This window comes from Bacillus sp. EE-W1 (assembly GCF_009760835.1).
Lineage (GTDB): Bacteria > Bacillota > Bacilli > Bacillales > Bacillaceae_G > Bacillus_A > Bacillus_A wiedmannii.
Map to the genome: position 1 here is coordinate 1 of NZ_WIPE01000130.1, position 14068 is coordinate 14068.

At 34.8% G+C, this 14068-nt stretch carries 12 protein-coding genes and 2 pseudogenes; all 14 read left to right on the forward strand.

Features of this window, described 5'->3' with window-relative positions:
* A pseudogene (locus GFJ36_RS28105) lies at nucleotides 1-317 on the forward strand (hypothetical protein); the annotation flags it as partial.
* A gap of 47 nt (nucleotides 318-364) precedes the next feature.
* A complete protein-coding gene (locus tag GFJ36_RS28110; protein WP_001258275.1) occupies nucleotides 365-652 on the forward strand; it encodes a DUF5592 family protein in 288 nt (95 codons plus the stop codon).
* 14 nt (nucleotides 653-666) lie between these two features.
* The gene (locus tag GFJ36_RS28115) at nucleotides 667-1476 is read left to right on the forward strand and encodes a hypothetical protein (RefSeq protein ID WP_098109308.1); all 810 of its coding nucleotides are present in this window, start codon (nucleotides 667-669) and stop codon (nucleotides 1474-1476) included.
* 15 nt (nucleotides 1477-1491) lie between these two features.
* On the forward strand, nucleotides 1492-3429 hold the full coding sequence (locus GFJ36_RS28120; RefSeq protein ID WP_098961819.1) for a VirB4 family type IV secretion system protein: 1938 nt from the start codon (nucleotides 1492-1494) through the stop codon (nucleotides 3427-3429).
* Between the two features lie 4 nt (nucleotides 3430-3433).
* The gene (locus GFJ36_RS28125; protein ID WP_098961820.1) at nucleotides 3434-4561 is read left to right on the forward strand and encodes a bifunctional lytic transglycosylase/C40 family peptidase; all 1128 of its coding nucleotides are present in this window, start codon (nucleotides 3434-3436) and stop codon (nucleotides 4559-4561) included.
* A gap of 27 nt (nucleotides 4562-4588) precedes the next feature.
* On the forward strand, nucleotides 4589-5167 hold the full coding sequence (locus GFJ36_RS28130; protein WP_000653474.1) for a hypothetical protein: 579 nt from the start codon (nucleotides 4589-4591) through the stop codon (nucleotides 5165-5167).
* A 21-nt stretch (nucleotides 5168-5188) separates the two neighbouring features.
* A pseudogene (locus GFJ36_RS28135) lies at nucleotides 5189-6084 on the forward strand (hypothetical protein).
* A gap of 259 nt (nucleotides 6085-6343) precedes the next feature.
* Entirely contained in the window at nucleotides 6344-6604 is a 261-nt protein-coding gene (locus tag GFJ36_RS28140; protein WP_157349816.1) for a hypothetical protein, read from the forward strand.
* Nucleotides 6597-7787, forward strand: a complete 1191-nt coding sequence (mobP2, locus tag GFJ36_RS28145) for a MobP2 family relaxase (RefSeq protein WP_098961822.1) — start codon at nucleotides 6597-6599, stop codon at nucleotides 7785-7787. The genes GFJ36_RS28140 and mobP2 overlap by 8 nt, the downstream gene beginning before the upstream one ends.
* Nucleotides 7788-7790: 3 nt before the next feature.
* A complete protein-coding gene (locus tag GFJ36_RS28150) occupies nucleotides 7791-8228 on the forward strand; it encodes a hypothetical protein (protein WP_098961823.1) in 438 nt (145 codons plus the stop codon).
* A gap of 42 nt (nucleotides 8229-8270) precedes the next feature.
* Nucleotides 8271-8546, forward strand: a complete 276-nt coding sequence (locus GFJ36_RS28155) for a hypothetical protein (protein WP_000923991.1) — start codon at nucleotides 8271-8273, stop codon at nucleotides 8544-8546.
* Complete coding sequence (locus GFJ36_RS28160; RefSeq protein ID WP_098961824.1) at nucleotides 8539-11052, forward strand: LPD25 domain-containing protein; 2514 nt, start codon at nucleotides 8539-8541, stop codon at nucleotides 11050-11052. The genes GFJ36_RS28155 and GFJ36_RS28160 overlap by 8 nt, the downstream gene beginning before the upstream one ends.
* 144 nt (nucleotides 11053-11196) lie before the next feature.
* Nucleotides 11197-11331 carry a hypothetical protein gene (locus tag GFJ36_RS30025; RefSeq protein WP_257206990.1) on the forward strand — a complete coding sequence of 45 codons (135 nt, stop codon included), beginning with the start codon at nucleotides 11197-11199 and terminating at the stop codon, nucleotides 11329-11331.
* Between the two features lie 15 nt (nucleotides 11332-11346).
* Complete coding sequence (locus GFJ36_RS28165; RefSeq protein WP_098961826.1) at nucleotides 11347-14004, forward strand: type IA DNA topoisomerase; 2658 nt, start codon at nucleotides 11347-11349, stop codon at nucleotides 14002-14004.
* Nucleotides 14005-14068 lie beyond the last annotated feature (64 nt).

A 14068-nucleotide genomic window follows, 5' to 3' on the forward strand; every position in this document is an offset into this window, starting at 1 on the left:
CAGTACCAAGTGGAGGAAGCCCGGCACCAGCCGACATCGTAACGGTTACACATAGTAGCCCAATTATTCCTTATGAAAGTGATAAAGAAGTGGCAGCAAGTAGAAGTCAGGAAACACGGACATTAGGACAATATACAACTGATAAAGTTAAAAATACAACATCATCCGTGAAAGAAAAGGTAAGAGGAGTACAAGAACGCATTCATAATTCTGAAACGGTACAGAATACAAAGCGTTTTTATCAGATGGGGCAAAACACGGGTAAAAGTTGGAGAGATATTGTAAACAAAAATAAAAATAATACAGATAAAAAATAAGCGTACGATTACGCTTATTTTTTATTGTCGAAAAGGAGGGAATCCCGATGAGAAGCTATCGGATTCCGAAAGAAATCAGTACAGAATTACGGATTAATAAAGTGCTTTATTTAATAGATTTCTTTTTATTAATTGGCTTATTAGTTGTAACGATGATTCTTAGGAATTTTGTACATGATTCCTTTCAATTACCATTTGTTATTTTCATGGCAGTTATTGCAATTATCATGATTTGGAGACCAAGTACGAATCCTCAAAAACGAATGTATGAAGTGTTGATTATTACATTGCTAAGAAGAAAAGGTGCATATTGCGCCATTGATAACGATCAATAAGGGAGGGATCAGATATGGCGTTATTTAGCGAAAAAGATGTAGAGAAAGAAGAGTCAAAACAACTAGAAAGACCGAAGAGAAATGCATTTCGATTTAACGAAAAAAATGTAAAAGAATCAATTTCTGAACCTAAAGAAATTGTGAAAGTGGTACCCGACAAAAAGAAAGAAGAAAAACCAAAGGTAGAACCAAAAGTAAAAAAGCAGAAAAAAGAAAAGCCAAAGAAAGACGTTTCGAAAAAGAAAAATCCAAAACTGTTAGGTTTTTTATCTAGAAAAAAGAAAGAAGCACCACCAAAGGTAAAAAAAAGTATTGCAGAAATTATGCAAATTGTAGATATGACAGAGGATGGCATATTTGAACTGAAAAATGAGGAGTTTTTAGAAATTCTTCAAGTGGAAGGTGACGATATGTTCTCTAAAAATAGCGACGAGCAAGCATTTGTTATTTTCTCACATGCTTATTTTTATCAAGCCTACAAACAGTCCATTAAACTCGTTTTTTTAAACTTTCCATGTCAAACAACTGAACAACAACGTTATATAGAGAAGAAAATTAAAGAATGTACCAGCCCTTTGTATGAACGGATTTTAAATCAGAAGTTAAAAGAACTGCAGTTTTTAGAATGGGGCAGAACAAATCGGGAAGCCTTCTTATTTATTTACGGAGAAACGGAATTAATCGTAAAAGAACGTGTGGATGCAGCAAAGCGATATATCAAACGTTCTACTGAACTATTAGAGGTGGATGAAGAGAAAAAGTTAGAGCTTATGTTTAAATTGTTTAATCAAAATGCAAAATTAGGAACGAAAAATATATGGTAGTAAGGGGGAAATAATATGTTTGCGTTCAAAAGTAAAAAATCCAAAAAGGAAAAACAAGAGGAACTAAAAATGAAGAAAGGTTATAACCCTTATTTAGTGGCTAGAGTTCAGCCACAAGGGGGAATTAGTTTTAAAGAAAGTTATTTTCAAACAGGTGATGGATTAGGTACTTGTGTTCATGTTTTTGACTTTCCAACAGAGGTAAATGATTTTTGGTTAGAGCAAATTATGAATATGCCAAATGTGATCACAACATTAGATGTCATGAGTGATGACCGAAGAGAGGTCGTTGAATCTATTAATAAATCCATGAGTGAACAAAGTGTTCGACATGATACAGCGAAGGATAATATAGATCGGATCGATGCAAAAAATGAATTTTTAGAGCTGGAAGCTCTCTATACGGATTTGAAACAAGGTGAGGTCATGAAACGTATTCACATTCGTATTTATGTCTCCGCTAGAACAATAGATGAGCTAGAAAAACAAGTAAAAGAGATCCTGGAAACATTAGAATCTTATAACTTTCGAGGAGCTGTCTTTTTAAATGAACAAGAGTATGAATGGGATGCGCTCGTAACGAGCTTTGATACACAAAAAAATTATGTGAACCGAAGAAAAGGGAAAGAAATTCCGGCAGTCAGTTTGGCTGGTGGGTGTCCGTTTCATTATTCTTATTTACACGATCCATACGGTACGTATTATGGAACAACGAAAACAAAAGGAAATGTTATTTTTGATATCTTCCATAAAGACAATCAAAGAAAGAGTTATAACGGTGTAATGATTGGAAAGTCTGGTGCGGGAAAATCAACATTGTTAAAAAAGAAAACGGTGGATTATGCAAGTAAGGGTCACTTTGTTCGGGTATTTGATGTAGTAGAAGAGTTTACAGATACAGTAGAAGAGCTAGGCGGAAAAACAATTGCTTTAGACGGATCACAAGGTCAGATTAACCCACTTCAAGTATATAAGACAGCAGAAAGTGAGGAAGTTAGTTTTACCCAGCATTTATCTAAACTGACAATTATTTATCGGTTCATTGCACCAGAAGCAAAAGATGATGAAATTAAAGAATATGAAAATTTACTTCGTAAACTATATATTCGTATGGGATTATGGAATGACGAAAAAGGAGCAAAAAATGAAATTACAACAAGAAAATCGAAAGAATATCCGATCTTCTCTGACTTTTTAAAGTTTGTTCGCAAAGAGTTATATCAAGATGTAGATGCTAGAAAGCATCATGATAATTTAGGAGACAGCAGACTTCATCGTTTAGAATTAATTGAATTAAATCTTACGAATTTAGTAGAAGCATATGCAGAATTATTTGATGGCCATACTACAATTGAAGATTTCAAGAAAGAACAGGTTGTATCTTTTTCTTTACGGAATATATCCAGTTTTAAACCAGAGGTATTCCAGGCACAGATATTTAATGTGTTAAATCTCCTTTGGAATGAAATGATTTCAAATGGTGCGCCTCAATTAAAAGCCTTTAACAAAAAGCAACTTGCTTTTGAAGATGTAACTCGTTATTTCATAATTATTGACGAGGCGCATCATATCATAAATACGAAAAAAGAAAGCGCTCATGCGCTACAATTTTTAACGAAACTTAGCCGAGAAGATCGAAAATACTTTGCAGGGCTTCTATATGCAAGTCACACGATTCGAGATTTTGTACCGGAAGGATCTTCACAAGAAATGATTGATGAAATTAAAAAGTTATTTGAACTAACACAGTACAAATTTATTATGCAGCAGGATAATAACAGTTTAGATATGTTACGAAAAGTGTTTGCAGGACAGTTAAGTGAAAGTGAAATTGCAGCGATTCCACATTTACCAACAGGGGATGTCATTTTAAGTATTGGGGCTGTAAAAAACATTCACTTCCATGTAGAAGTAACAGATGAAGAATTGATGTTATTCGGGGGAGGTGCTTAATACCATGCATCTAGTTTTAAAGGTTATACCAAAGAAATGGCTCATCACTTTAGCGCTACTTGTGATGGGTCTTTTTTCTTTTCTTTTACTTGGAATCGTAAGCATTTTTATTGCAGCGATGGGGAGCGATAGCGGAACAGACGCAGGTGATATTACGTATACAGGTGAAGGGCAAGTCATGAATGTTTCGCCCGAAGTTTTAAAATGGGAACCTACGATTCGGAAGTATGCGAAAGCTTTTGGCGTGGAACCGTTTGTCGCTTTAATGCTTGCACAAATGATGCAAGAGAGCGGAGGACGTGGTAGTGATCCGATGCAGAGTTCCGAAGGCGCATTTAATACGAAATATTGTAAATCACCAAACTGTATTACAGATCCAGACTACAGTATTTGGGCTGGTGTACAGGAGTTTAAACATGCGATAGAAAGAGCCGGAGTAACGAGTCCAGGGGACATGGATCATATCAAAACAGCCCTTCAAGCCTATAATTTTGGGGTAGGATTTTTTGATTTTGTTGGTGCAAATGGTGGCAAGTATACGAAAGAATTAGCAATCAAATTTTCACAACAACAATATCAAAAAGTAAAACATACTGGCATGTATCATTGCCTTAGACCAGAAGCCGTACCATATCAAGCGTGCTACGGCGATATTTTGTACGTTGACGCAGTTTTAAAATATTATCAGCCGGGTTCTGTCGTTTCTGGTGGAGGAGGAAATCCAGGAAGTGGAGGCAGTAGCGGTTCAAAAGTTGCCGATGTAGGTCGCCAATGGATAGGGCGTTCTACCTATGTATTTGGTGGAGGGCGTAACACAAATGACATCGCAAGAGGGATTTTTGATTGTTCAAGTTTTGTGCGCTGGGCATTCGAACAAGTAGGGATGTATACCAGTCCGATAGGAGCCGTAAGTACAGAAACATTAAACAAAATTGGTACAAAAGTATCAGCAAATGATATGAAACCGGGTGATGTTATTTTCTTTGATACCTACAAACATGACGGACACGTTGGAATTGTAATTGATAAGAATACTTTCATAGGATGCCAAACGAATAAAGGTGTTTCTATTGAGGATTTAAATAATCCGTATTGGAAAAAAGTCTTTTCTGGTCATGTAAGAAGGTTCTAAAAACCGAAGGAATGGGAGACTGAAAGAATGAAAGATAAACGAAAATTTTTGTTTATTGTGTTTGTCATTTTAGTTGTAGGTGTGACAGCTTTTAATATCTATTTGAGCAAAAAGTCAATGAGTGATGGAAAAGAAAAACAGTTAAAACTTTCAAATGAATTACTAACAAAACAAAATGAAGACTTAAAAAAACGACTAGATAAGGTGCTTCCTTCCGCACAGGAACAACAGAGAAGGGCATACTTATCGACAGCCGAAACATTTATACAATTATCATTTCACAGAGAAAAAGAAGGGTACAGCGAGCGAAAAGAAAAGGCAAAATCCATTATGAGCGAAGAACTTTTACAACAATTTTATCCAACTGATAAATACGAATTAGGAGATACGTATAAAACGAAACCAATAGAAATGAAGTTTTATTTACAAGAAAATGAACCTGATAAAGAGGAGGTAAATGTGTTAGCTGAATTTATAAATGTCACGACAGATTCAACGCAAAACCGAGAAGAAAAAGTAAACAATGTGTTACGAATCATCATGAAAAAAGATAAGGAAACATGGCGAGTTACAAGTGTGGAAGAGTTAAATATGAAAGTTTTATAACGAAAAAGGTGGGGTGAGAGTGTGATAGGTGCAATTAGTAAGAAGGGTGAAAGAATCAATCTAAGAAAAAATAAGTCGTGGGTCTACCTAACAATTATCAGCTTTCTATTTTTGGGTTTTTTCGCTTTCTTGACATCTAAAATTTACATGCCAAGTGATGAAAAACTATTCCATACAGAGACAAATAAAGTAATTAAGTTGTCGGGTATGGGGAAATTGATTGTAGAAAAAAGGGAATACAATCCACACAAAAACTTTATACAAATTTACTTTCGCTTAGAAGGATATGAAGAAACAGGATATACATTTAAGGCACAGCAAAAAGCAAATCCAGGTGTTCAGTTACCTGTCAAAGTATTGTATGAAGAGAACGGAAAATATGTTGTAGAAGTAAAAGAGTTATCTCCGAATTGGGGAGCGTTAGCTTTCGATATTTACAATAAAAACGGTGAAAAAGAACAAATGGATATTCGTAAATTCACACAAGATGTTAACGAATATGAAGAAGAAAATGCAGCAACAAAAAGTCCGAATAAATTAGTTCAGACGATTTTTACCGATCAAAGTAAAACAAAAGCAAATGATGAATTGTTAGCTGAAGATAAAAAAACATATGAGCTAGATTTTATGGAAAGAGACAAAAAGGATATAGAAACAAAGATAAAAAATTATGGGAAAGCAATCAAACTAGAAGAAGAAAATGCGAAGACAGTTTATGAAAAAGTAAAAGAATTACAAGATGAAATGAAGTACCAAACTGAAGCAAAAAAACGGAAACACAATCCAAAATAGCATCCTTAGAATCAAAAATAAAATCATCAGAAAAAAACGTGGAATTGTTTAAAGGAGAACAAAAAATTGCACGAGATAAAATCAAAAAGTTAGAGAAAAAGGCGCAAGAAATTAATAAAAAGTGAAAAAAGATATAGGAACACAATGGAGACAGTGAGGTGAAATAAGGGGACATGAAAGGGACACTAAGAAAAAATAACGGGACATGATGGAGACATTAATCAAAAAGATAGGGACATGATGGGGACATTCAACTTCTTTCTTTGTTCCCATCGTTTTGCTAGGCTCCGCCTAGCTTCACACCTTAGGTGGGAACAAAAACCCCTTATGCTCTTCTCACTATTTTTTGATCTCTACCCAGATTTGCAGAAAGGAGAGGGAAAAGTGGAAATTAGAATTAGAGAAGTAGATCCAATCGCCGTAAAGAAATTAGATGAAATTGCAAAGAGGAAAGGATTATCCCGGCAAAAATTTTTGAAAGCTCAAATTGAAATGCTGGCATTTTTTAAGCAGCAAAATAAAAGGGAAATGGAATTAGAAAATCTAATTGAAAAGAACATCCATATGATGAGTGATTGTTATAGCGCAATGGAAAAAATGAATGAGCTTATTCAAATGATGATGCAGGATGTTGAAAATGAGTAATGCTGTTCCTGTTCAGTCTTCAATAACACCAGGTGTTGTATTAAAAACGAAATTTGTGTTACCAAGTTCGGACGCTTTTCAGAACTATATTGATTATGTAGATCGGGAGGAAGCGAAAAGTGAAGTGAAGCTGAATCCGAAAATGTTCCAAACGTATCAAGACTATATGGGGAATTCAGAAAAGACATCGGCACTATTTACGGAACACGCAAATCGTTTAACAGAAAGTGAAAAAAAGTCCTTAAAGGAAATGTTTAAAACCGCTCATGAGAATGGAAGTATCATGTGGCAAGATGTCATTTCTTTTCATAATCCTTGGCTAGAGGAACAAGGCATTTATGATTCAAAAACAAAGACGTTGGATGAGAAAAAGTTAATGGATGTAACACGGCTGGCGATGAAGGAAATGCAAAAGAGAGAGGGGATTGAAAAAAGTTCAATCTGGTCAGCAGCCATTCATTTTAACACGGATAATATTCATATTCATGTAGCAACTGTTGAACCATTTCCAACGAGAGAACGTGGGAAAAGAAAACCCAAAACATTGGATGCGATGAGGGGAAAAGTCGTAAATAATCTGTTAGATCGTAAGCAGGAACAAAAACAAATTAATGATCTGATTCGAAACAATATGGTAGGAAGTAAAAAAGAGGATACGGTTTTTGATTGGCGCAATCAACATTTGAAACCATTGTTTTTACAAATCTATAAACAGTTACCAAGTGATAAAAGACAGTGGCAATATAGCTACAATACCATTCAGCCATTGAAGCCGGAAATTGATGAATTAAGCAGGCGATATATTCAACATCATCATAAAAAAGATTACGATCAGTTTCTCCAAAAGTTAGATAAAGAAGTGCAAGTTTTCAAAGAAGCATACGGGGAAGGCAAGTATGATAAGAAGCAATATGAAAATTACAAGACGAATAAAATTAATGACTTGTATAAAAGAATGGGGAATGCCTTTTTACAAGAAATGAAGGCATATGATAAAGAACAAAAGAGAATCCATCATATGAAAAAATCAAAGCCGTTTCAAAAATTTCAACAGAATGTATCTATACAGTATTCCATGAAGAAAGTGGAGCGTGCTTTTAAAAGTGAATATGAAAGTTGGAAAAACCAAAAGTATTATGAGCGGATGCAAAGGGAAAATGCATATGAAAATGAAAGGGGTTAGATCATGGGGAATGAAAAAATTCGAATGAAGTTATCGTTGAGTGAAGATGTGCATCAATACATTCAAGACTATATGAATGAAAATAATATTACACATCCAGGGGATGCTATATCGAAAATTTGTATGGAGCATCAAGCATCAAAAACTTCAGAATGGTCATTGAATTATATTTCTGAAGTTGTATCAAAAAACTTACACGATGTGTTGAAAAGTGAACTAACAAAAATTCGTCTTGGTGCAAATAGTGCGGATAGAAATACGCAAATTTTAATTGAGTTATTAAATGGTTATTTCTTTTTAGAGGGCGTAGATAGCCTTATTACGACTGATAAACAAGAGATGGGAAGTGTGAAAATAGCAAAAGAAGTCGTAGCGGAGCGAATAAGTAACGCAAGACAAAAACGTATAGATCATGAAGCAGCAAAGAACAATGTAACGTAAGCTACATTGTTTCTTTTTATAAAAAAACAGGAGGTTATTAGGATGTTATTATTTCGTGAAGATATCGCATTAGGTGTCATTAAAGAGGTTGGAGAAGGTGAACTTGTTTTACTTGTAAAAGAGGAAGAACTAACAATCAAAATTACACGAGAACAAGAGGAAGAACTTGCAGTCCATGTCATGAATCAAGAAAATATGTTAGTTCCAGTTAATGTGAAAACGCATGAGCTTTTCTTTGATACAGCTGAGAGATGGAATGAAGAAGAAATGGAGGAATTACAAAAAGCGAGTGAAAGAGTAGGAGAAGATCATGAGTAAAAGTTATAAGAAAAAGTATCAAACGAAATCACCAGAAGAAAAGAAAGAAGCGGTGCAAGCTTTAACAAAAAAGATGGAAAAAAGCGTAGAAGGTTATTTTCGTACACCGGGAGATTTAAAAGAGTACTTAACGTTTATGGCAAAGTTTTATCACTATTCACCATCTAATATTTCATTAATACAGAGTCAATTCCAGGGAGCCAATGCAGTTGGTTCCTTTTCTTTTTGGAAAGAAAAAGGATTTCCGGTTAAGAAGGGTGAGAAAGGAATTAAAATTCTTGTTCCAAACCGAACTGTAGCAAAATTTAAGGACAAAGAAGGCACTTGGAAAACAGTAACTAAAGCAAATGAGGAAGAGAAGAAACAAATTGAATCTAAAAGCGTAGAAGTGATGCCTGGTCGCTTATATTTTGCTGTCGGTCATGTGTTTGACCTGTCTCAAACAAACGCAAAAGCGGAAGATTTACCTCGTATTTTTCCGAATCGTTGGCTAGAAGGGAGCGTTACGGATTACCAGAGTTTGTATAAAGGAATGGAAACCATTGCGGAAAAAAACGGTGTAAAAATTATTGAGCCGAAGCAAGAACTTGGGGTCGCAAAGGGAGTTAGTTACACCTTAACAAATGAGGTTGCTTTGAATCCTAGAAACAGTGAATTACAAAATGTAAAAACACTTCTTCACGAATTGGCCCATGCCAAACTTCATACCGCAGAGACACGTATGAATTACACAGCACCAGAAAAAGAGTTTCAAGCAGAAATGACAGCTTATTCCGTTTCTTCTTATTTTGGGATTGATACAAGCGAATATTCGTTAGGATATTTAGCGAGCTGGACACAAGGAAAAGAAATGAAAGATAAAACGAAGTTGTTGAAAGAAGTACATGAAACTTCGATTGAATTTATTGAGACAATTGAAAACACATTAGAAAAGGAAAAAGAACAAATAAATGAAAAAGAGGTGGAAAGTATGGCAAATAAAAATGAAAAACAGGACGAAAAAAATATTTTATTGGTCGAATTTATGAGTTTAAGTAACACGACACAAGAGCTTGTTTCTGTTGCAGAGTTAAGGGAACAAGCGGATAGAAACCGAGCGTTTGAGCCCATAGAAGGCGCAGAAAAATTGAGTGATAAAGAATTTATTGATGCATTTAACGAAGCGAATCAAGAAAAGTATGCAGCACTAAATCAAGATGAAATAAATCGGCCAACTATGTTAGTTCAGTGGAGCGAAAACGAAAATTTTAAGGGTAGTCAGTTGATTCCATTTGGAGAGGCCAATGAAAAAATGGCTGAAGTCATTACAAATATTGAAAAAGCAAAAGAGGAAGCAAGAGAAAGGGATGAATACGTACCATATGATAAAACTCGTTATCATATTGCTATTCCAAAAGAAGTAGATAGAGATTTTGGGAGAATGGAACTTGTGAGTATGGATCGTTTGGATATGGGGGATGGGGACTACAAGACACCGTATGAACAAGTATTAAACGAGAAAAGGTATTTATCGGATGAAGTAAAACAAGCGTTACGAGATGAAGTGATGAATTATAGAAATAACAAAGAAATACCGATGGAAAAAGCACAAGAAAATCCATTAGAAAAATCGAAACAGACACCCAATCACTTAGTTACAATTGAAGTATTAGCAAATGGTATGCAAGATGAAGAACTGGCAAGAATCCACATGATGGATGCCGTTACGAAAGATATAAATTATTTATCTGTATGGAATCAAGATAAAACAAATCGGGACGATTTATATGTTTCCCTCATGGAAAAGAACGGGAAACGAGAAAATGTCTATTTAGATAACATTTTGAAACCAGATTTATATGAAAAGGTTCAAAGTTCTATCTTTGATGGGACAGGAAATTTGTCATTTGTTGTTTATGAAAAAGATGTAGATATGAGTCTAGATGAAATCGTAAAAGATGAACGATATGGACTCTTAGTTGATAAAGCGGAGGCACAAAAAGATTACTCATTTAATGAAAAAGAAGTGGAATTATATAAAGAAATGAAGACAGATGGATATGCACCTATTGCTTCTCTAGATCAACAAATTCAGCCTTTAAAAGAAAAGGAGCCAAATACATTAGATAAAGATTTAAGCCGGAAATTCGAAGCATACAGACGTTCACAATATGAAGAAACACCAGATAATATTGATAGTATTGTCACTCGTGTAAAAGCTGAAGAGCGATATTATACAACAAAGTATGTTTCGATTGATAATGAGCTGGTAAGCCAAGAACACGTTGTGAAATTAGAAAATCGAGTGGATGAGAAACTTGGGAAAGAAGGAATAACGATAAATCAGTCTACAACTTCAAAGGAAATGGATGTAGATAAAAAATTTCAGCCATTGAACGGAAAACAAACGAATAATAAAGAAAAAGAAAAAGAAAAAGAAAAGGAAGCAGGGTCTGAGAATGTAGAGCATTCGAAAACTACAAAGAAATCGAGTAGAAATAGAGAAACAATGGAAATGGAACGATGAAAAATTTTATAGCAGGAAAATCAGATTAAATCATTTTTTGTTACTCAATTGAGGAAGCGGAAAGTGATTTTTTTATAGCTAAAAATGAAAGAGGGTAAAAGGAAAAGCCCTCTTTCTCATTTAAAAAAGAAAGGAGTGAAGGTTATGAATGTATGGCTGTTTGCGAGCTGTATGTTCCTTGTAGCTGTCTTTTTGAACATGTTGCTATTATTTGGTCACAGAACAATGAAAAAGCGTAGAAGTAAGAAATGGAAGCGTGAAACTGAAATTGTAGATTAATAGGAGGTAATACGTATGGGGAAAACATTGTTTATTGCAGAAAAACCGAAGGTAGCTGTTGAATTATTAAAATCACCTAGATTTAGAAACTCACAAAAATATCCGGGGAGTAAACCGTATTACGGATACTATGAAAATGAAAATTACATTATTAGTTGGTGCCGTGGGCATTTATTAGAGTTAAAACATCCGGAAGAGATGGACGAGAGATACAAAGAATTTAAATTTGATCACTTACCTATTATTTTAGAGCCAGAATATAAAGAGAAATCGGATAGTCTAGAACAAATTCAAATATTAGTTAAGTTGTTAAATCGTTCCGATGTAGATCATGTGGTCAACTCCTGTGATGCAGATAGAGAAGGTGAGCTTATCTATCGTGAATTATATGAATATGCAGGTGTGAACAAGCGAGAATCACGCCTATTTATCTCTTCTTATGAAGCCGCAGAACTAGAGGGAGCCTTGAACCGATTAGAACCAGGAACAGATTATGATGGGCTTGCACAATCCGCTAAAGCAAGGCAATACCTGGATTATATTCTAGGAATTAATGTTACAAGGGGCTGTACATCGAAACTAGCAAGAAACCAATTTTTATTGGCTTCTGGTCGTGTTCAAATGTGTATCTTAAATGAAATCCGTCAAAAGGAAATCGCTATCCAAAATTATAAAGAACAAACCTATTACAATTTAAAGCTACTAACGGAAAATGGTTTAACACCAGTAATGAAAACAGAAGATCAACTGATAGATCCATCGCGACTACAAAAGCTTGGAGATAGCTTAAAAGAAACGAATATAATCGTAACGGAATTTAAAGAAAGTACGAGAAAAAAGAAACCAAAATTATTATATAACTTAACGGATATCTACAAAGATGCTCACGCTAAGATGAAGATAAATGCAGAAACAGCAAAAAAACATATTCAGAGTTTGTATGAAGAAGGTTTTATTACTTATCCTCGTTCTTCATCTAGGCATTTACCGACTGAGCAAGTGGAACGAGTGAAGGAAGTAATGGCAGCATTAGAAAAAAGCACCTATGCAAATCTCGTACAACAAGTGGTTCCATCTTCTATTACGAAAAAACATACTACTTTTAATGATGAGTTAGTCAGTAGTCACTTTGCCATCATCCCAACAACAAAATTATATGTCGGGACCAACCGAAATCCATTAGAAAAACAGTTATATGACTTAATTGTAAAACGATTTATCGGGAATTTTATGAACCCAGCAATCTACCTGGTAAGAGAAGTACATTTTATAGATCAAGAGGGCAATACCTACAGTACAAAAGAAAAAATCCTACAAGAGAAAGGGTTTCTAAGTGTGTTTCAAGAGGATATAGAAGAGGGTTCAGTTGAAGCATTTCAGATACCTATTTTACAAGAAGGAGATTCTTTCAGAATCGTTCAGTATGATTTGATTGAGTCCCGAACAAAGAAACCAGCCTTTCATACGGAAAGTTCCATTTTAACCTTTATGGAGACGGCAGGGCGTAAATTAGATGATGAACATTTGAAAGAACTTATGAAAGGAAAACGGATTGGGACAGTCGCAACGGAAGAAACGTTTATTCCGAAACTGTTAGAGCGAAGCTATATTGATGTTACCAACAGTCAGATTCGAACCACTAATATTGGTCGTGCGTTTATAGATGCTTTTCCGGTAGATGAAATCAAAAATCCAGCTTATACGGCTGAAATGGAAGGGATGATCTACATGATCGAAAAGAATGAAATGAAATATGAGGAGTTTGTAGAGAAAACAAATACATTTGTAAAAGGTACGGTGGAACAACTAGGTGCAATGGATGATAAGGTATCGGATAGTATTATTAATACTTGGAATCAGCAAATTGAGGTGTGCAAATGCCCTTGTAGAAAAGGAAAAATCCTTCATAAAGGCAATTTTTATGGGTGCAGTAATTATCCTGAATGTGAAATCTCCTTACCGAAAAAAATTAAAGAAAAAGCAATTCCGGAGGCGCAAGCGAAAAAGTTGTTTGAGGATAAGAAAACAGATCTTTTAAAAGGATTTAAGTCCAATGAGAAAGAGTTTTCCGCTTATCTAGTGTTACATGAGGGGAAAGTTAAATTTCAGTTCCCAACGCAAGAGGAGCTGTCATTTGGTAAATGTCCAAAATGTAAAAAAGGGGATATGCTTCATCGTAAAACGTTTTATGGATGCACGGAGCATAAAAATGGATGTGATTTTATGTTACCAGCCAAGATGAAAGGGAAAGCAATCCCTGGTAATCAGGTGAAAAAATTAATTCAGTATAAAACAACGGATTTTATAAACGGCTTTCAAGGAGAAAAGGGAGAATTTACAGCAGCTATCTATATGGAAGCGGACGGAAGTTTGAAATTCCGTTTTCCAACGACTGAAGATCGTACCATTGGTAAATGTCCATTATGTAAGAGCAGAGTTCTTGTGGGGAAAAGTAATTACTTATGTGAGAAATACAAAAAAGGCTGTGATTTCATTATTTTTGGTACATTCTCTGGTAAAAATTTAAGTAGTAACCATGTGAAAAAGTTATTAGAAAAGAATGTAACGGATCAGATCAAAGGATTTATCTCAAACAAAAACGGGAAGAAATTTGACGCTCGTTTATCATACAGCGTACAGGAGAAGCGATTAAAATTCTTATTCGGCAAATAAAAATGAAATGTAACAACTATAAGTAGCAAAAGAGGACTAGGAAACGGAATAGTCCTCTTTTTTA